This window comes from Kaistia adipata DSM 17808, assembly GCF_000423225.1.
Classification (GTDB): Bacteria; Pseudomonadota; Alphaproteobacteria; order Rhizobiales; family Kaistiaceae; genus Kaistia; species Kaistia adipata.
In genome coordinates, this window is record NZ_AUHO01000010.1 from 65,210 (window position 1) to 84,637 (window position 19,428).

General features: G+C 66.7%; 18 protein-coding genes. 15 read left to right on the forward strand and 3 right to left on the reverse strand.

From position 1 onward, the window contains the following. Positions 1 to 111: 111 nt before the first annotated feature. Both leuB and G539_RS0109180 read right to left on the reverse strand, forming a co-directional pair. Positions 112 to 1,224 carry a 3-isopropylmalate dehydrogenase gene (leuB, locus tag G539_RS0109175; protein WP_029074931.1) on the reverse strand — a complete coding sequence of 371 codons (1,113 nt, stop codon included), beginning with the start codon at positions 1,222 to 1,224 and terminating at the stop codon, positions 112 to 114. 119 nt (positions 1,225 to 1,343) lie between these two features. Continuing rightward, positions 1,344 to 1,724 (reverse strand): RidA family protein, encoded by a 381-nt coding sequence (locus G539_RS0109180; RefSeq protein WP_029074932.1) that lies wholly within the window; start codon positions 1,722 to 1,724, stop codon positions 1,344 to 1,346. 239 nt (positions 1,725 to 1,963) lie between these two features. Between G539_RS0109180 and sdhC the strand changes: the two genes are divergently transcribed. From sdhC to lpdA, 15 genes are all read left to right on the forward strand, one after another. Then, entirely contained in the window at positions 1,964 to 2,362 is a 399-nt protein-coding gene (sdhC, locus tag G539_RS0109185; protein ID WP_029074933.1) for a succinate dehydrogenase, cytochrome b556 subunit, read from the forward strand. A gap of 11 nt (positions 2,363 to 2,373) precedes the next feature. Further along, positions 2,374 to 2,745, forward strand: coding sequence for a succinate dehydrogenase, hydrophobic membrane anchor protein (gene sdhD / locus G539_RS0109190; RefSeq protein ID WP_029074934.1), 372 nt, complete (start codon positions 2,374 to 2,376; stop codon positions 2,743 to 2,745). A 4-nt stretch (positions 2,746 to 2,749) separates the two neighbouring features. Next, a complete protein-coding gene (gene sdhA / locus G539_RS0109195) occupies positions 2,750 to 4,570 on the forward strand; it encodes a succinate dehydrogenase flavoprotein subunit (protein ID WP_029074935.1) in 1,821 nt (606 codons plus the stop codon). A gap of 8 nt (positions 4,571 to 4,578) precedes the next feature. Continuing rightward, positions 4,579 to 5,025 (forward strand): DUF3052 family protein, encoded by a 447-nt coding sequence (locus tag G539_RS0109200; protein ID WP_029074936.1) that lies wholly within the window; start codon positions 4,579 to 4,581, stop codon positions 5,023 to 5,025. A 28-nt stretch (positions 5,026 to 5,053) separates the two neighbouring features. Beyond that, positions 5,054 to 5,833, forward strand: a complete 780-nt coding sequence (locus tag G539_RS0109205; RefSeq protein ID WP_029074937.1) for a succinate dehydrogenase iron-sulfur subunit — start codon at positions 5,054 to 5,056, stop codon at positions 5,831 to 5,833. A 94-nt stretch (positions 5,834 to 5,927) separates the two neighbouring features. Further along, the gene (locus tag G539_RS0109210) at positions 5,928 to 6,113 is read left to right on the forward strand and encodes a hypothetical protein (RefSeq protein WP_029074938.1); all 186 of its coding nucleotides are present in this window, start codon (positions 5,928 to 5,930) and stop codon (positions 6,111 to 6,113) included. Positions 6,114 to 6,203: 90 nt separating this feature from the next. Further along, positions 6,204 to 6,587, forward strand: coding sequence for a VOC family protein (locus G539_RS0109215; protein ID WP_029074939.1), 384 nt, complete (start codon positions 6,204 to 6,206; stop codon positions 6,585 to 6,587). A 272-nt stretch (positions 6,588 to 6,859) separates the two neighbouring features. Continuing rightward, on the forward strand, positions 6,860 to 7,444 hold the full coding sequence (locus tag G539_RS0109220) for an AprI/Inh family metalloprotease inhibitor (protein ID WP_035831027.1): 585 nt from the start codon (positions 6,860 to 6,862) through the stop codon (positions 7,442 to 7,444). 39 nt (positions 7,445 to 7,483) lie between these two features. Then, a complete protein-coding gene (gene zapE, locus G539_RS0109225) occupies positions 7,484 to 8,650 on the forward strand; it encodes a cell division protein ZapE (protein ID WP_029074941.1) in 1,167 nt (388 codons plus the stop codon). A 157-nt stretch (positions 8,651 to 8,807) separates the two neighbouring features. Further along, complete coding sequence (gene mdh, locus G539_RS0109230) at positions 8,808 to 9,773, forward strand: malate dehydrogenase (RefSeq protein ID WP_029074942.1); 966 nt, start codon at positions 8,808 to 8,810, stop codon at positions 9,771 to 9,773. 38 nt (positions 9,774 to 9,811) lie between these two features. Then, positions 9,812 to 11,011 carry an ADP-forming succinate--CoA ligase subunit beta gene (gene sucC, locus G539_RS0109235; protein WP_029074943.1) on the forward strand — a complete coding sequence of 400 codons (1,200 nt, stop codon included), beginning with the start codon at positions 9,812 to 9,814 and terminating at the stop codon, positions 11,009 to 11,011. After that, positions 11,011 to 11,895, forward strand: coding sequence for a succinate--CoA ligase subunit alpha (gene sucD, locus G539_RS0109240; protein WP_029074944.1), 885 nt, complete (start codon positions 11,011 to 11,013; stop codon positions 11,893 to 11,895). The genes sucC and sucD overlap by 1 nt, the downstream gene beginning before the upstream one ends. Positions 11,896 to 12,004: 109 nt before the next feature. Next, positions 12,005 to 14,980 (forward strand): 2-oxoglutarate dehydrogenase E1 component, encoded by a 2,976-nt coding sequence (locus G539_RS0109245; RefSeq protein WP_029074945.1) that lies wholly within the window; start codon positions 12,005 to 12,007, stop codon positions 14,978 to 14,980. Between the two features lie 87 nt (positions 14,981 to 15,067). Beyond that, on the forward strand, positions 15,068 to 16,285 hold the full coding sequence (odhB, locus tag G539_RS0109250; protein ID WP_029074946.1) for a 2-oxoglutarate dehydrogenase complex dihydrolipoyllysine-residue succinyltransferase: 1,218 nt from the start codon (positions 15,068 to 15,070) through the stop codon (positions 16,283 to 16,285). Between the two features lie 247 nt (positions 16,286 to 16,532). Then, positions 16,533 to 17,930 carry a dihydrolipoyl dehydrogenase gene (lpdA, locus tag G539_RS0109255; RefSeq protein ID WP_029074947.1) on the forward strand — a complete coding sequence of 466 codons (1,398 nt, stop codon included), beginning with the start codon at positions 16,533 to 16,535 and terminating at the stop codon, positions 17,928 to 17,930. A gap of 89 nt (positions 17,931 to 18,019) precedes the next feature. Here the strand turns inward: lpdA and G539_RS0109260 are convergent, their stop codons facing one another. Then, positions 18,020 to 19,339 carry an MFS transporter gene (locus tag G539_RS0109260; RefSeq protein WP_029074948.1) on the reverse strand — a complete coding sequence of 440 codons (1,320 nt, stop codon included), beginning with the start codon at positions 19,337 to 19,339 and terminating at the stop codon, positions 18,020 to 18,022. Positions 19,340 to 19,428: the final 89 nt, after the last annotated feature.

The following is a 19,428-nucleotide window of genomic DNA, read 5'->3' on the forward strand; positions in this document are numbered from 1 at the left end:
GCGCCGCCCGGAAGGGCACAGCAGATCAATTCGAATGCGGCCTTATACAGAGATCACCCCGGCTTGACCAGCCGGGGTGAGCCAAAAAGATTCGGCCGCGCTTGGCTTCGCTCAGGCCGAGAGAAGATCGAGTTCCGCGACGATCGCGGCGCCCATTTCCTTCGTGCCGACCTTTTTCGTGCCCTCGGTGTAGATGTCGCCGGTGCGCAGGCCCTTGCTGAGCACGCCGGAGATGGCGCGGTCGAGCAGATCCGCTTCCTGGACCAGGCCGAAGGAGTAGCGGAGCGTCATCGCGAAGGACGCGATCATGGCGATCGGGTTGGCGATGCCCTGGCCGGCGATGTCCGGGGCCGAGCCGTGCACCGGCTCGTACATCGCCTTGCGGCGGCCGGTCTTCTCGTCGGGGGCGCCAAGCGCCGCCGACGGCAGCATGCCGAGCGAGCCGGTCAGCATCGCCGCGACGTCGGAGAGGATGTCGCCGAACAGGTTGTCGCAGACGATCACGTCATACTGCTTCGGACGGCGGACCAACTGCATGGCGCAGTTGTCGGCGAGCACGTGCTCGAGCGCGACGTCCGGATACTCTTCCTTGCCGACCTTGGTGACGACCTGGTTCCAGAGCACGCCCGACTTCATGACGTTGCGCTTCTCGGCCGAGGCGACGCGGCTGGAGCGGGTCTTGGCGAGTTCGAAGGCGATGCGCGCGATGCGCTCGATCTCGGAGGTGGTGTAGAGCTGCGTGTCGACGGCGCGCTTCTCGCCGTTTTCGAGCGTCACGATCTCCTTCGGCTGGCCGAAATAGACGCCGCCGGTCAGCTCGCGCACGATCAGGATGTCGAGGTCCTCGACCAGCTCGCGCTTCAGCGACGAGGCGTCGGCGAGCGCCGGATAGCAGATCGCCGGGCGCAGGTTGGCGAACAGCTCCAGATCCTTGCGCAGGCGCAGCAGCGCCGCCTCGGGGCGGACGTCGTAGGGGACGCTGTCCCACTTCGGGCCGCCGACCGCGCCGAAGATGACGGCGTCGGATTCGAGGGCGAGCTTCATCGTCGCCTCGGAGATCGCCTTGCCGTGGGCGTCATAGGCGGCGCCGCCGGCGAGATCCTGCTCATATTCGAAGGTCGCCACGCCGCGCTTGGTGAACCAGTCGATGACCGTCTTCACTTCGGCCATGATTTCCGTGCCGATGCCGTCGCCGGGAAGGAGAAGGAGCTTGTAGCTGGTCATGTCGCGGGTTCTCTTGTGGAGCGGGTCTGCGGGCGGGTGGGTGCGCGGGCAGCGATAGCGTCGCCACGGCGGCGATGCAAGCCGGAGCGCGACGTCAGGGGCGGGAATCGGGTCCGGAATCAGGCTTTCAGCGCGGTGACCTCGATCTCGACCTTCATCTCGAGGCGAATCAGGCCGCAGACGGTCATGGTCGCGGCCGGGCGGATATCGCGGAACTTCGCGCCGACGACGAGAAACACGGCGTCGGCGAAGGCGGCGTCGGTGACGTGGTAATGCACGCGCACGACGTCCTGCAGCGAGAAGCCGGCCTCGGCGAGCGCGCGGGCGATCGTGCCCATCGCGTTCTCCGCCTGCTCGGCGACGTCGTCCGGCATCGACATGGTCGTATAATCATAGCCGGTGGTGCCGGCGACGAAGCACCAGGGTCCCTGGACGACGGCGCGCGAATAGCCGGCCGCGCGCTCGAAGGGCGAGCCGGTCGAGATCAGCTTGCGGGTCATGCGGATGCTCCTTTGCCGATGGCGCGTGTCGCGCGCCGGTTTCCGAACCCCGACGCGGGCTTTCGCGCGGCGCGCAAAGGGGGGATGATCGCATGCCGCGGCGCGAGTCGAGAAAAGTCAACGACTCTCGTTGCGTCATGCAAAAGACCGTTTTGACCGCGCCGCCCAATGGGGTTAGAACCGGTCCAAATTCCTACCCTAAATGCTTACGTTTACGTAAGCGGTTGAGGATGAACGCAATGTCGAATGCCGAGGCGAAGTCGAGCCGACCGCTTTCACCGCACCTCCAGGTGTATCGCTGGCCGATCACCATGACGGTGTCGATCCTGCAGCGTGTCACGGGCGGGGCGCTCTATTTCGGCACGCTGCTGATCGCCTGGTGGGCGATCGCGGCGGCCGCCGGCCCGGGCCCGTTCTCCTATGTCTCCTGGGTGTTCGGCTCCTGGATCGGCCTTCTGGTCCTGTTCGGCTACACCTGGGCGCTGATGCAGCACCTGCTCGGCGGCATCCGCCATTTCGTCTGGGATTTCGGCGCGGGCTTCTCGAAGCCGGCTCGCGACAATCTCGCCTGGGCCAACATCATCGGCTCCTGCGCGCTGACGATCCTGATCTGGGTCGTGGCGCTCGCCATTCGCTGAGGGGCAATCACATGCGTACACCGCTCGGCCGCGTTCGCGGGCTCGGCTCGGCCAAGGAAGGCACGGGTCATTTCTGGCATCAGCGCCTCACCGGCGCCGCACTGGCCGTCCTCGCCGTGCTGTTCGTCATCCTGGTCATCGTGCTCGCCGGCAAGCCCTATCCGGAAGTCGTCGCGACCCTCGCCAACCCGTTCGTGGCGCTGCTGATGGTCCTGATGATCGGCACCGGCGTCTGGCACATGAAGCTCGGCATGCAGATCATCATCGAGGACTATCTGCACGGCGGTCTGAAGATCGTCGCGCTGGTCGCCAACATGTTCTTCGCGGTCGCCGTCGGTGTGGCGACCATCCTCGCCTTCCTCAAGATCAGCTTCGGAGGCTGAAGCCATGGCTGAAGCCAACGCCAGCGTGTCCGTCAACGGCCGCGCCTATAACTTTGTCGACCACACCTTCGACGTCGTCGTCGTCGGCGCCGGCGGCGCGGGCCTCCGCGCCACGCTCGGCGCCAGCGAGGCCGGCCTGAAGACGGCCTGCGTTACCAAGGTGTTTCCGACCCGTTCCCATACGGTTGCCGCGCAGGGCGGCATTTCGGCCGCCCTCGGCAACATGGGCGAGGACGACTGGCGCTTCCACATGTACGACACCGTCAAGGGGTCGGACTGGCTCGGCGACCAGGACGCGATCGAATATCTCGTCCGCAATGCGCCTGCCGCCGTCTACGAGCTCGAGCATTTCGGCGTGCCGTTCTCGCGCACCGAGGAAGGCAAGATCTACCAGCGGCCGTTCGGCGGCATGACGACGAACTTCGGCAAGGGCATCGCGCAGCGCACCTGCGCCGCCGCCGACCGCACCGGCCACGCCATCCTGCACACGCTCTATGGCCAGTCGCTGCGCCATTCGGCCGAGTTCTTCATCGAATACTTCGCCATCGACCTGATCATGGAAGACGGCGAGTGCCGGGGCGTCGTCGCGCTCTGCCTCGAGGACGGCACGCTGCACCGCTTCCGCGCGGCGAAGACCATCCTCGCCACGGGCGGCTACGGCCGCGCCTACTTCTCCGCCACCTCGGCCCATACCTGCACCGGCGACGGCGGCGGCATGGTGCTGCGCGCCGGCCTGCCGCTGCAGGACATGGAATTCGTGCAGTTCCACCCGACCGGCATCTACGGCGCCGGCTGCCTGATCACCGAGGGCGCGCGCGGCGAGGGCGGCTACCTCACCAATTCGGAGGGTGAGCGCTTCATGGAGCGCTATGCCCCCTCCGCCAAGGACCTGGCCTCGCGCGACGTCGTCTCGCGCGCCATGACCATGGAAATCCGCGAGGGTCGCGGCGTCGGCAAGGCGAGGGACCACATCCACCTTCACCTCGACCATCTCGATCCGGCGCTTTTGCATGAGCGCCTGCCCGGCATCTCCGAGAGCGCCAAGATCTTCGCCGGCGTCGACCTGACCAAGGAGCCGATCCCGGTCCTGCCGACCGTCCACTACAACATGGGCGGCATCCCGACGAACTATCACGGCGAGGTGCTGAACAAGGTCGGCGGCGACCCGGACCAGATCGTGCCGGGCCTGATGGCCGTCGGCGAGGCCGCCTGCGTGTCCGTGCACGGCGCCAACCGCCTCGGTTCCAACTCGCTCACCGACCTCGTGGTGTTCGGCCGGGCCGCGGCGCTGCGCTGCATCGAGACCGTGCAGCCGAACCAGGCGCAGCGCGAGCTCGCCAAGGGTGCCGGCGAGGACGCGATCGCCCGCCTCGATCGCCTGCGCTACGCCAACGGCTCGACCTCGACGGCCGAGATGCGGCTCAGCATGCAGAAGGTCATGCAGTCGAACTGCGCCGTGTTCCGCACCGGCGAGGTGCTCGACGAGGGCCACGAGCTGATCCACCAGGTCTGGAAGGGCTCGGACGACGTCAAGGTCACCGACCGCTCGCTGATCTGGAACTCGGACCTGGTCGAGACGCTCGAGTTCGAGAACCTGATCGTCCAGGCGGTCGTCACCATGGACTCGGCGCAGAACCGCAAGGAATCGCGCGGCGCGCACGCCCGCGAGGACTATTCCGAGCGCGACGACGTCAACTGGATGAAGCACTCGCTCGCTTTCATCGACACCGAGAACAAGACGGTGCGGCTCGATGACCGGCCGGTGCACACCTACACGATGTCGAACGACATCGAGTATATCGAGCCCAAGGCTCGCGTGTACTGAGGTTGGGCATGGCCACCGCGACGCCAGCTGCATCCGGCTATTCGGGACGTTCGCTTCCCGAGAAGCTCGGATTCAGGCCGGGCATGGCGGTGGCGTTCGTGGCCCTGCCGCCGGAGCTGGAAGGCCTGGCGACAAGCGTGCCGTTCGGACAGGTGGTCCGGACGGAGGACTGGGCGGCCCCGCTCGGGCCCGACCGCAGCCTCGACGCGGTCCACGCCTTCACCCGGAGCGGCGCCGAGGTCGACAGCGATCTGGCGCGGCTTCAGGACGCCATCCGGCGCGATGGCATGATCTGGGTGTCGTGGCCGAAGAAGGCCTCGAAGGTGGCAACCGACGTGACCGAGGATCGCGTGCGCGACGCGGCGCTCCGGCTCGATCTCGTCGATATCAAGGTCGCGGCGATCGACGCTACCTGGTCCGGTTTGAAACTCATGGTCCGCAAGGACCGTCGTTGAACGAATTTTACGCCCGAGGACGCTCACTATGGTCCAGCTGACCCTCCCGAAGAACTCGAAGATCACCGAAGGCAAGGTCTGGGATCGCCCGGCCGGCGCCAACAACGTGCGCGAGTTCCGCGTCTATCGCTGGAGCCCGGACGACGGCAAGAACCCGCATGTCGACACCTACTATGTCGACCTCGACGATTGCGGTCCGATGGTCCTCGACGCGCTGATCAAGATCAAGAACGAGATCGATCCGACGCTGACCTTCCGCCGTTCCTGCCGCGAAGGCATCTGCGGCTCCTGCGCGATGAACATCGACGGCTCCAACACGCTGGCCTGCACCAAGGGCATCGACGAGGTGAAGGGTCCGGTGGCGATCTACCCGCTGCCGCACATGGAAGTGGTGAAGGACCTGGTTCCGGACCTCTCCAACTTCTACGCCCAGCACCGCTCGATCGAGCCCTGGCTGAAGACGGTGACGCCGGAGCCGCAGAAGGAATGGCTGCAGAGCCATGCCGACCGCGAGAAGCTCGACGGCCTGTATGAGTGCATCCTCTGCGCCTGCTGCTCGACCTCGTGCCCGAGCTACTGGTGGAACGGCGATCGCTATCTCGGCCCGGCCGTGCTGCTGCAGGCCTATCGCTGGCTGATCGACAGCCGCGACGAGGCGACCGGCGAACGGCTCGACAATCTCGAGGATCCGTTCCGCCTCTATCGCTGCCACACCATCATGAACTGCGCCCAGACCTGCCCGAAGGGCCTGAATCCGGCGAAGGCGATCGCCGAGATCAAGAAGATGATGGTCGAGCGCCGCGTCTGATCGGCACTGCCCTTTCTTTCAGCAAGACGGCGCGGAACCCTTCCGCGCCGTTTTCGTTTGCCCTGACCGATCGTGTTTTCGGAGGCAGACGATCATGACCATCAAGCAGGATCTCGAGGCGACCTGGACGATCGAGGCCATCGACAGGTTGCGCGAACTGGCCGTCGAGCACGTGCCGGCCGACATCATCGCTACGGCGATGCATCGGCCGGAGAATGAAGTCCGCCAGAAGGCGGCGGAGCTCGGACTCGCCCTCGACATCGAGCCCGAGACGCCCTGACCGGCGAAACCCGGTTGCCCTGCCGCGGCGTTCGCGGCAGGGTGGCTTGATCCGTGGGCGCACCGGCCGGGGCAGGGGGCAAGAATGGGCATTTTCGATCACGTCGGCATCACCGTCAGCGATCTCGCGCGGGCGACCCGCTTCTATGACGTCGCCCTGGCGCCGCTCGGCATCCGCGAACTCATGCGCATTCCCGCCGCCGTGACCCAGCGCGGCGACGTCGTCGGCTATGGCAGCGCCAAGCCCGAATTCTGGCTCAGCCAGGGTCCGCGCACCGTGCCGCATGTGCATCTCGCCTTCGTCGCGGCGAGCCGCGCCGCCGTTGATGAGTTCCATGCCGCCGCGATCGCCGCCGGCGGCATGGACAATGGTCCACCTGGACTTCGCGCGCATTATCATCCCGACTACTACGGCGCCTTCGTTCTCGATCCCGACGGCCACAACATCGAGGCCTGCTGCCATCGTCCGGGCTGACGCGACGCGGCCGGCCGGGTGTTTCTCCCGCCGCTGTTGCCGAACCGACCTTGTTGTTGCCGGCGATATGCCGTATTGCGCAAAGCAAGACAGGCTGCGGACTTTCGTGTGAATTCCCATCATTCATCCAGCTCGGACCGCCGGAACGCGCGCGTGGCGCGCGTCGACGTCGTGTCGCGCGGGTGGTTGCGCGATCACCCGATTGCCTCAAAGCGGCTCGATTGTACCCGTAGCCTCGCCCGGCACCCTGGATTTCGATGATGGAGAAGCTCATGTCCCGCCGTCTCGCGCCGATCGGCCTGGTCGCCACCCTGGCGGCCGCCTTGAGCGGTTGCGGCTCGTTCGGGGCGATCGGCCTCGGCCCGATGGAGCGATCCTCGAAGCCGGTCGAGAATGACACGCTGCCGCCGGTCGCAAGCGCGCCGGTGACGTCGAGCGCGCTGCCGCCGCCGCCGATGGATCCCAATGCCCAGATGCCGCCGCAGACCGCGGCCGGAACCCTGCCGGGCGCCGAGCCGCTGCCGGGCACCGGCGCGCCGGCCGCGCCGCCGCCGGTCTCGACGGCCTCCGGCGCCGAGATCGGGCGTACCGATCTCCTCGGAGGCTGGACGCTGCAGTCCGGCGGTGAAAGCTGCCAGCTGTTCATGACGCTGACGAGCTGGACGGGCGGTTACCGCGCCTCGACGCGCGGCTGCCAGTCGCCGACGCTGAAGTCGATCTCGGCCTGGAGCCTTTCGGGCTCGCAGGTCGTGCTGGCCGGCGCCAACGGCGTCTCGGTCGCCAGCCTCGCGGCCTCGGGCAAGACGCAGTTCAACGGCCAGCTCAATTCCGGCGGGGCCATTTCCTTCTATCGCTGACAGGGCGGCCGCGCGGGCGCGGTTGCGGAGGTAAGACGGTTGAGTCAGGGCCTGCCGGAGGTTGCGCGCGTCGCGGATGCCTATCGCGAGCGTGTCGCGAACGGCGAGATCGAGGACGATCCGGAGCAGCGCGCGCTGGTCGCCAGGCTCGACGCGCTGAACGCTCGGCTCGCCGAGCGGCGGCTCGCTCGCAAGTCGAGCGCGCTCGGCTGGCTGTTCGGCAAGCGCGAGGCGGCGACGCCAGAAGTCCGGGGCCTCTACATCCATGGCGATGTCGGCCGGGGCAAGACCATGCTGATGGACCTGTTCTTCGAGGGCGCCGCGCCGCAGCGCAAGCGCCGGGCCCATTTCAACGACTTCATGGCCGACGTGCACGCCCGCATCTTCAAGATGCGCGAGGCGATCAAGGCGGGGTCGGTGTCGGGCGAGGACCCCATTCCCCCCGTCGCCGACCAGATCGCCGAGGAGACGCAGCTCCTCTGCTTCGACGAGTTCACCGTCACGAACATCGCCGATGCGATGATCCTCGGCCGGCTGTTCACGCGGCTGTTCGCCCGCGGTGTCGTCTTGGTCGCGACCTCCAACGTCGCGCCGGACGATCTCTATGCAGGTGGGCTTAATCGCGCGCTGTTCATGCCCTTCATCGAGCTTCTGAAGGCACGGGTCGAGGTGGTGCGGCTCGCCGCGCGGACCGACTACCGGCATGAGAAGACGGCGGGCGCGCCGATCTATCTGACGCCGCTCGGCCCCGATTCGGACGCCGCGATGGATGCAGCATGGCTCCAGCTTACGTCAACGTTACATGGCGACGCGACGACCCTGGAGGTGCTTGGCCGCGACGTCGTCGTGCCGCAGGCGGTGGACGGGGTCGCCCGCTTCAGTTTCGACGACCTCTGCGCCCGGCCGCTCGGCGCCAGCGACTACCTCGCCATCGCGCACGCCTTCCATACGGTCCTGATCGATCACATCCCGGTGATGGGCGAGGCGAAGCGCAACGAAGCCAAGCGTTTCATCACACTGATCGACGCTCTCTATGACGGCGCGGTGAAGATCGTCGTGTCGGCGGATGCCGAGCCGGACCGACTCTATTCGGCCGAGGGCGGCCTCGAGATGTTCGAATTCGCGCGCACGGCGTCGCGGCTCACCGAAATGCGGTCGGAAGAATATCGCGCCAAGCCGCATCACGGGTTCATCGTCGAGACATGACGCTTACGTAAGCTGCTGCGCGAATTGGCGGATTGCCGCCACGTAAGGTGTTGCGACGACTTGCACCTGCCGAGCAATGGGGTTAGACCACCGGCGTTCCGACAGAGTCAAACTGTCGCATTACGTTTAGGTAAACCTCCATCGGGAGACCTCGCACATGGCTCGAGCCAAGATTGCTTTGATCGGTTCCGGTCAGATCGGCGGCACGCTCGCCCTTCTCGCCGGCCTCAAGGAACTGGGCGACATCGTCCTCTTCGACATCGCCGACGGCGTTCCCCAGGGCAAGGCGCTCGACATCGCCGAGGCTGCCCCGGTCGAAGGCTTCGACGCCAATCTCTCGGGCGCGTCCTCCTATGCCGCGATCCAGGACGCCGACGTCGTGATCGTCACGGCCGGCGTGCCGCGCAAGCCCGGCATGAGCCGCGATGATCTGCTCGGCATCAATCTTCAGGTGATGGAGCAGGTCGGCGCCGGCATCAAGAAGTATGCCCCGAACGCCTTCGTCATCTGCATCACCAATCCGCTCGACGCCATGGTCTGGGCGCTGCAGAAGTTCTCCGGCCTGCCGGCGAACAAGGTCGTCGGCATGGCCGGCGTGCTCGACTCGGCCCGCTTCCGCTACTTCCTCGCCGAGGAGTTCAAGGTCTCGGTCGAGGACGTCACCGCCTTCGTGCTCGGCGGCCACGGCGACACCATGGTCCCGCTCACCCGCTACTCCACCGTCGCCGGCATTCCGCTGACCGATCTGGTCAAGCTCGGCTGGATCGAGGAGAAGCGCCTGGAAGAGATCGTCCAGCGCACCCGTGACGGCGGCGCCGAGGTGGTCAACCTGCTCAAGACCGGTTCCGCCTTCTACGCCCCGGCCGCTTCGGCGATCGTGATGGCCGAGTCCTATCTCCGCGACAAGAAGCGCGTGCTCCCGGCCGCCGCTCTGCTCGACGGTCAGTACGGCATCAAGGGCCGCTACATCGGCGTGCCGATCGTCATCGGCGAGAACGGTGTCGAGCGCATCATCGAGATCGAGCTGAACAAGGCCGAGCAGGCGATGCTCGACAAGTCCGTCGCCTCGGTCGAGGGCCTGGTCGAGGCCTGCGTCAAGATCGCTCCGGCGCTCGGCGCCTGATCCCCTGAGACAACAGCCCAAAAGGCGGAACGTCATCGATGAATATTCACGAGTATCAGGCGAAGGCGGTGCTGAAGGAATTCGGCGCCCCCGTGTCGCGCGGCATCGCCATCTTCACCCCGGAGGAGGCTGAGGCCGCCGCCAAGGAACTCGGCGGCCCGCTCTGGGTCGTCAAGTCGCAGATCCATGCCGGCGGTCGCGGCAAGGGCAAGTTCAAGGAAGCGGCTGCCGGCGAGAAGGGCGGCGTCCGCCTCGCCAAGTCGATCGACGAGGTCAAGGCCTTCGCGGCCCAGATGCTCGGCAACACGCTGGTGACCATCCAGACGGGCCCCGAGGGCAAGCAGGTCAACCGCCTCTACATCGAGGACGGCTCTGATATCGAGAAGGAGTTCTACCTCTCGATCCTCGTCGACCGCGAGACCTCGCGCATCTCCTTCGTCGTCTCGACCGAAGGCGGCATGGACATCGAGGAAGTCGCCCATTCGACGCCCGAGAAGATCAAGTCCTTCTCCGTCGATCCGGCGACCGGCATCATGCCGCATCACGGCCTGACCGTCGCCAAGGCGCTCGGCCTCTCCGGCGCGCTCGCCAAGCAGGCGAACGACGTCGTGACGAAGCTCTATACCGCCTTCGTCGCCAAGGACATGGAGATGCTCGAGGTCAATCCTCTGATCGTCACCACCGACGGCAATCTCAAGGTCCTCGACGCCAAGGTGTCGTTCGACTCCAACTCGCTCTATCGCCAGCCGGCCATGCTGGCGCTGCGCGACGAGACCGAGGAAGACGCCAAGGAGATCGAGGCGTCGAAGTATGACCTCGCCTATATCGCGCTCGACGGCTCGATCGGCTGCATGGTCAACGGCGCCGGCCTCGCCATGGCGACGCTGGACATCATCCAGCTCTACGGCGAGAGCCCGGCCAACTTCCTCGACGTCGGTGGCGGCGCTTCCGAGGAGAAGGTGACGGCGGCGTTCAAGATCATCACCTCCGATCCGAAGGTGAAGGGCATCCTCGTCAACATCTTCGGCGGCATCATGAAGTGCGACGTCATCGCGCGCGGCGTCATCGCCGCAGTGAAGGCGGTCGGCCTCCAGGTCCCGCTGGTCGTGCGCCTCGAGGGCACCAATGTCGAGCTCGGCAAGCAGATCATCCGCGAGAGCGGCCTGAATGTGATCCCCGCCGACGATCTCGACGACGCTGCCCAGAAGATCGTCAAGGCCGTGAAGGAAGCTGTCTGATGTCCATCCTGATCGACAAGAACACCAAGCTCATCACCCAGGGCTTCACCGGCAAGAACGGCACGTTCCATTCCGAGCAGGCGCTCGCCTACGGCACCAAGGTCGTCGGCGGCACCTCGCCCGGCAAGGGCGGCCAGACCCATCTCGGCCTGCCGGTGTTCGACACCGTCGCCGAGGCGAAGGACGCCACCGGCGCCGACGCCTCCGTGATCTACGTGCCGCCGCCGGGCGCCGCCGACGCGATCTGCGAGGCAATCGACGCCGAGATCCCGCTGATCGTCTGCATCACCGAGGGCATTCCCGTCCTCGACATGGTGCGCGTCAAGCGTTCGCTCTCCGGCTCCAAGTCGCGCCTGATCGGCCCGAACTGCCCTGGCATCGTCACCGCCGACGCCTCGAAGATCGGCATCATGCCGGCCAACATCTTCAAGAAGGGCTCGGTCGGCATCGTCTCGCGCTCCGGCACGCTGACCTACGAGGCCGTGTTCCAGACCACCCAGGAAGGCCTCGGCCAGACCACGGCCGTCGGCATCGGCGGCGATCCGGTCAAGGGCACCGAGTTCATCGACATTTTGGAAATGTTCCTGGCCGATGATGAGACCAAGTCGATCGTCATGATCGGCGAGATCGGCGGCTCGGCCGAGGAAGACGCGGCGCAGTTCCTGGCCGACGAGGCCAAGCGCGGCCGCAAGAAGCCGATGGTCGGCTTCATCGCCGGCCGTACCGCCCCTCCGGGCCGTCGCATGGGCCATGCCGGTGCGATCATCTCGGGCGGCAAGGGCGGCGCCGAGGACAAGATCGCGGCCATGGAAGCGGCCGGCATCCGGGTGTCGCCGTCGCCGGCGCGCCTTGGAAAGACCTTGGTTGAGGTCTTGAAGGGATAAGTGGCAAGGCCGACATTCCGGCTGTCGGAATGTCGGTCTATTCAACAAGAGCGCGGCGCGTGGCCGCGCGATAAGGGAGAGAGGAGCGTGGCGCTCCTCAACCAGCATCATGTCACGCGAGCAAGCCAACGCGGCCTTTGCAACCTCATCCTTTCTGTATGGCGGCAACGCCAGCTATATCGAGGATCTGTACGCGCGCTATCAGAACGATCCCGCCTCGGTCGATGCCGAGTGGCAGACGTTCTTCTCGGCGCTGAAGGATGATCCGAGGGCCGTGGTGGCGGAGGCGCGGGGCGCGACCTGGAAGCGTCCCGACTGGCCCGTCCACGCGAATGGCGAGCTCGTCTCGGCCCTCGACGGCAACTGGTCTCAGATCGAGAAGGTCGTCACCGACAAGCTGAAGGCGAAGGCCGCGGCGGTTCCCGCCGCCGGCGGCCAGCCCGCCGGTGCCGGCCTCTCCGAGGCCGCCCTGCAGCAGGCGGCGCGCGACTCCGTCCGCGCCATCATGATGATCCGCGCCTATCGCATGCGCGGCCATCTGCATGCCGACCTCGACCCGCTGCATCTCGCGACGATCGGCGACCACGAGGAGCTGCATCCCTCGACCTACGGCTTCACCGAGGCCGACTACAGCCGCAAGATCTTCATCGACAACGTTCTCGGGCTCGAATTCGCCACCATCCCCGAGATGCTGGAGATCCTGAAGCGCACCTATTGCTCGACGCTCGGCGTCGAGTTCATGCACATCTCCGATCCGGCCGAGAAGGCCTGGATCCAGGAGCGCATCGAGGGGCCGGACAAGACCATCACCTTCACGCCCGAGGGCAAGAAGGCGATCCTGAACAAGCTGATCGAGGCGGAAGGCTTCGAGAAGTTCCTGGACGTCAAGTATACCGGCACCAAGCGCTTCGGCCTGGACGGCGGCGAGGCCCTGATCCCGGCCCTCGAGCAGATCATCAAGCGCGGCGGCAATCTCGGCGTGCACGAGATCGTCGTCGGCATGGCGCATCGCGGTCGCCTGAACGTGCTGACCCAGGTGATGGGCAAGTCGCATCGCGCGCTGTTCCACGAGTTCAAGGGCGGCTCCTACGCGCCCGACGACGTCGAGGGTTCCGGCGACGTGAAGTACCATCTCGGTGCTTCCTCGGACCGCGTCTTCGACGGCAACGAGGTCCATCTCTCGCTGACCGCCAATCCGTCGCATCTCGAGATCGTCGATCCCGTCGTGCTCGGCAAGGCGCGCGCCAAGCAGGACCTGCACAAGGACTACATCCGCACCGGCACGCTGCCGCTGCTGATCCATGGCGACGCGGCTTTCGCCGGCCAGGGCGTGGTGGCGGAGTGCTTCGGCCTGTCGGGCCTGAAGGGCCACCGCACCGGCGGCTCCATCCACTTCATCGTCAACAATCAGATCGGCTTCACGACGAATCCGCGCTTCTCGCGCTCGTCGCCCTATCCGTCCGACGTCGCCAAGATGATCGAGGCGCCGATCTTCCACGTGAACGGCGATGATCCGGAAGCGGTCGTCTTCGCCGCCAAGATCGCGATCGAGTTCCGGCAGAAGTTCCACAAGCCGGTCGTCATCGACATGTTCTGCTACCGTCGCTTCGGCCACAACGAAGGCGACGAGCCGGGCTTCACCCAGCCGCTGATGTACAAGAACATCCGCAGCCATCCGGCGATCGTCGAGATCTACTCGTCGAAGCTGATCGCCGAGGGTCTGATGACCGCCGAGGAAGTCGAAGCGGCGAAGGCTGCCTGGCGTTCGCGTCTCGAGGTCGAGTTCGAGGCCGGCCAGTCCTACAAGCCGAACAAGGCCGACTGGCTCGACGGTGCCTGGGCGGGCCTGAAGGCCGCCGCCGCCGACGACGAGCCGCGTCGCGGCAAGACCGGCGTCGAGATGGATACGCTGAAGGCGCTCGGCGCCAAGCTGACAGACGTTCCGGCAGACTTCCACGTCCACCGCACCGTCCAGCGCTTCCTCGACAACCGCAAGAAGGCGATCGAGAGCGGCAACGGCATCGACTGGGCCACCGCCGAGGCGCTTGCCTTCGCGACGCTCGCCAATGAAGGCCATCCGATCCGCCTGTCGGGTCAGGATTGCGAGCGCGGCACCTTCTCGCAGCGCCATTCGGTGCTCTACGACCAGGAGAACGAGGAGCGCTTCATCCCGCTCAACAATCTCCGCGAGGGCCAGGCCCGCTACGAGGTCATCAATTCGATGCTCTCGGAAGAGGCCGTGCTCGGCTTCGAATACGGCTACTCGCTGTCGGAGCCGAATGCGCTGACGCTCTGGGAGGCCCAGTTCGGCGACTTCGCCAACGGCGCCCAGGTGGTGTTCGACCAGTTCATCTCGTCGGGCGAGCGCAAGTGGCTGCGCATGTCGGGCCTCGTCTGCCTGCTGCCGCATGGCTATGAGGGCCAGGGTCCGGAGCACTCCTCCGCCCGCCTCGAGCGCTTCCTGCAGATGTGCGCCGAAGACAACATGCAGGTCGCCAACGTCACGACGCCGGCGAACTACTTCCACATCCTGCGCCGGCAGCTGAAGCGCGACATCCGCAAGCCGCTGATCCTGATGACGCCGAAGTCGCTGCTGCGCCACAAGCGCGCCGTGTCGACGCTGGCCCAGCTCGGCCCGGATTCGTCGTTCCATCGCCTGCTGTGGGACGATGCCGAGTTCTTGAAGGACGAGCCGATCAAGCTGGTGGCCGACGAGCGCATGCGCCGCGTCGTGCTCTGCACCGGCAAGGTCTATTACGACCTCTACGAGGAGCGCGAGAAGCGCGGCATCAACGACGTGTATCTGCTGCGCGTCGAGCAGCTCTATCCGTTCCCGCTAAAGGCGCTCGTTCAGGAGCTGTCGCGCTTCAAGAACGCCGAGATCGTCTGGTGCCAGGAAGAGCCGAAGAACATGGGCTCCTGGTCGCATGTCGACCCGTATCTGGAGTGGGTGCTCGGTCAGGTCGGCGGCAAGTCGACCCGCGCCCGCTACACCGGCCGCCCGGCTTCGGCGGCGACGGCGACGGGTCTGATGTCCAAGCATCTCGCCCAGTTGAACGCCTTCCTCGAAGACGCGCTCGGCTAAGAATCGGAGCCGGCGCCCGTGGGCGCCGGCCACCCCTCCAACTCATCAACAACGTCCACCCAAGTTCGAACGGTAAGAGACCAAGCCATGGCAACCGAAATCCGCGTCCCGACCCTCGGCGAGTCCGTGACCGAGGCGACGATTGGACGGTGGTTCAAGAAAGTCGGCGAGGCCGTCGCGGCCGATGAGCCGGTGGTCGAGCTCGAGACCGACAAGGTCACCATCGAGGTTCCCGCGCCGACCGCCGGCGTGATCGAGGCCATCGCCGCCAAGGATGGCGACACGGTCGGCGTCGGTGCCCTGCTCGGCACGATCGCCGCCGGCGCCGGTGCCGCCGCCGCGCCCGCCAAGGCCGAGGCCCCGAAGGCCGCCGCGCCCGCGCCGGCCGCTGCTGCCGCTCCCGCCAAGTCGGCCGCTGACGCCAACGGCCCGGCCGTCGCCAAGCTCGCCGCCGAGAGCGGCGTCGACGTCGCCGGCGTCGCCGGCAGCGGCAAGGACGGCCGTGTCACCAAGGGCGACCTGCTCGGCGCGATCGCCGGCGGCGCCACCGCGCCGGCCCCGGCCGCCCCGGTCCAGGTCCGCGCGCCTTCCTCGGCCGACGACGCCTCGCGCGAAGAGCGTGTCCGCATGACCAAGCTGCGCCAGACGATCGCGCGCCGCCTGAAGGACGCGCAGAACACCGCCGCCATGCTGACCACCTTCAACGAGGTCGACATGGGCGCCGTGATGGCGCTGCGCAGCCAGTACAAGGACCTGTTCGAGAAGAAGCACGGCGTGAAGCTCGGCTTCATGAGCTTCTTCACCAAGGCCGTGATCCAGGCGCTGAAGGAAATCCCGGCAGTCAACGCCGAGATCGACGGCACCGACCTGATCTACAAGAACTACTACAACATCGGCATCGCCGTCGGCACCGACAAGGGCCTCGTCGTGCCGGTGCTGCGCGACGCGGACCAGCTGTCGCTCGCCGGTATCGAGAAGACGATCGCCGGTCTCGGCAAGCGCGCCCGCGACGGCCAGCTCAAGATCGACGAGATGCAGGGCGGCACCTTCACGATCACCAATGGCGGCATCTACGGTTCGCTGATGTCGACGCCGATCCTGAACGCGCCGCAGTCGGGCATCCTCGGCATGCACAAGATCCAGGAGCGGCCGATGGTCGTCGGCGGCAAGATCGAGATCCGCCCGATGATGTACCTGGCGCTCTCCTACGATCACCGCATCGTCGACGGCAAGGAAGCCGTGACGTTCCTGGTGCGCGTCAAGGAGTGCCTCGAGGACCCGCAGCGCCTCGTCCTCGATCTCTGATCGCAAGGGAACCGATATGGCTTTCGTCCCCCAACCTCCGGCGGTCCCGGCGCGCCTTCGCGCTCCGGGTCGTCGCATGGTGGCGGGGCCGGAATCCGCGAAGACAACGCGCCCGGCTCGGGCGCGTTTTTCCATCCAGCCGGCCGGAGCCACGGAGATGCGCCCTGCGCGTTCCGCCACGCCTCCGGCCATTTCTTTTGGCGCTGAACGCGCCGCTGGCTAACGCCAAAATCGTCCGGGAGTCCCCATGTCCTACGATCTCATCGTCATCGGTTCCGGTCCGGGTGGCTATGTCTGCGCCATCAAGGCGGCGCAACTCGGCCTGAAGGTCGCCGTCGTCGAGAAACGGGCCACCTATGGCGGCACCTGCCTCAACATCGGCTGCATTCCGTCCAAGGCGCTGCTGCACGCTTCCGAGATGTTCGAGGAAGTCGGGCATCTCGATGCGCTCGGCATCAAGGTCGCCAAGCCGAAGCTCGATCTGCCGGGCATGCTCGCCCACAAGGACGCGACGGTGAAGTCGAACGTCGACGGCGTCGCCTACCTGTTCAAGAAGAACAAGATCGACGGCCATATCGGCACCGGCTCGATCGCCGCGCCGGGCAAGGTCGTCGTCACCAAGGAAGACGGCTCGACCGCGACGCTGGAGACCAAGGCGATCGTCATCGCCACCGGCTCCGATTCGGCGCCGCTGCCGGGCGTCGAGATCGACGAGAAGCGCATCGTCACCTCGACCGGCGCGCTGACGCTGGACAAGGTCCCGTCGAAGCTGATCGTCGTCGGTGCCGGCGTGATCGGCCTCGAGCTCGGCTCGGTCTGGCGCCGTCTCGGCGCCGAGGTGACGGTGGTCGAGTTCCTCGACCGCATCCTGCCCGGCATGGACGGCGAGGTCGCCAAGCAGTTCCAGCGCATGCTGGAGAAGCAGGGCTTCGCCTTCAAGCTCGGCACCAAGGTCACCGCCGTCGACACCAGCGGCAAGACGCTGAAGGCGACCATCGAGCTGGCCAAGGGCGGTGCCGCCGAGACGATCGAGGCGGATGTCGTTCTGGTCGCGATCGGCCGTCGTCCGTTCACCGAGGGCCTCGGCCTGGAGGCGGCCGGCGTCGAGCTCGACGAGCGCAAGCGCGTCAAGGTCGACGGCCATTACCAGACCAACGTTCCCGGCATCTACGCGATCGGCGACGTCATCGCCGGCCCGATGCTGGCGCACAAGGCCGAGGACGAGGGCGTCGCGGTCGCCGAGATCCTCGCCGGCCAGGCGGGCCATGTGAACTACGACGCCATTCCTGGCGTGGTCTACACGAGCCCCGAGGTCGCCACCGTCGGCAAGACCGAGGAAGAGCTGAAGGCCGCAGGCATCGCCTACAAGGTCGGCAAGTTCCCGTTCTCGGCGAACGGCCGCGCCCGCGCCATGCTGGCGACGGACGGCTTCGTCAAGATCCTCTCCGATGCCAACACCGACCGCCTGCTCGGCGCGCATATCGTCGGCAAGGGCGCCGGCGAGATGATCCACGAGGCGGTGGTGCTGATGGAGTTCGCCGGCTCGGCCGAGGATCTGGCCCGCTCGACGCACGCCCACCCGACCATGTCGGAATCGATCAAGGAAGCGGCGCTCGCCGCCTGGTTCAAGCCGATCCACATGTGAGATCGGCGGTCGCCGGTCTTCGGCGGCATTGCAGACAAGAAAAGGCCGGCGCCCCTCTCGGTGGCGCCGGCCTTTTTCGTTTCAGCGTCTCAGGTGAGCGGCTTCTGCTTGGTCTCGACGTCGATCGCCGCGGTGGCGAGCGCGCCGAGCAGCAGGATCAGCGCGAACAGGCCGAGCGCGAGGTTGAACGAGTAGGCGACGATCGCGCCCACCAGGGTCGGCGCCAGCAGGCCGCCGAGGCGCGCCATGGCGCCGGCGAGGCCCATGCCGCTGGCGCGGAGCGGCGTCGGGTAGAGCTCCGGCGTGAAGGCGTAGAGCGCGCCCCAGGTGCCGAGCAGCGCGAAGCTCATCAGGAGCATCGCCGCGCCAATCCAGACCGGGTCGGCGAGCACCGCATAGAGGAAGCAGCCGGCGGCCGAGAGCAGCAGGAAGGCGATCAGCGTCGGCTTGCGGCCCCAGCTTTCGACGCCCCAGGCGGCGAGCGCGTAGCCGGGGATCTGCGCCAGCGCCAGCAGCACCAGGAAGCCGTAGCCACGCAAATAGCCATAGCCCTCGCCGCCCGAGACCAGCTTGCCCGGCAGCCAGACGAAGATGCCGTAATAGGCGATCGAGACGAGCAGCCAGGCGGCGAGGATCAGCCAGGAGCGACGGGCATAGGGGCCGGCGAAGATCGCCGACAGCGGCAGGCGCGGCTCGCGCGTCTCGGTGAGCTTGCCGGCGACGACGGGCTTGCCATTGGTGGTGGCGATCTGGTCGAGCACCTTCTTGGCTTCGTCCGGTCGGCCGGTGCGGAGCAGGTAGAAGGGCGATTCCGGCACCCAGAAGCGCAGCGCCAGGCCGACCAGCGCCGGCAGTGCCGTGATGACGAAGATGAAGCGCCAGGCGTCGGCCATCTCGTTGACGGCGGCGTACCAGGCGGCGAGCGCCACGATCACCGTGCCGATAGCCCAGAAGCCCTCGAGACCGACCAGCCAGCGGCCGCGCCGGTTGGCGGGCAGGAACTCGGCCATCATGGCGTAGTCGACCGGCAGCGTGCCGCCGACGGCGAGGCCGGTCAGGAAGCGGAACACCAGCAGCATCGTGAAATCGGAGGCGAAGGCCGAGGCGAGGCCGAACAGCGCGTCCATCAGCACGGTGATGATCAGCAGGTTGCGCCGGCCGATCCGGTCGGCGAGGCGACCGAAGCCGGCGGCGCCGATCAGCATGCCGACGAAGAAGATCGTGCCGGTCTGCAGCGCGACGGGCAGGCTGAGGCCGAAGGTCTTGGCGATCGACGGCGCCGTGAAGCCGATCGACAGCACCTGCATCGCGTCCGCCGTCCAGACGAGACCGAAGATCAGGAACAGGCGTCGCTGGAACGCCCCCGTGCCGGCGGCGTTCAACGCCTCGTCGATGGTGAGATTCCGCATTCCCCAACTCCCTAGATCCACGCCGCGAATCGGCCCCTCGGACGTTGCGTCAATCGGGCAGGATCGCGGGCGAGACCAATCAACATTGG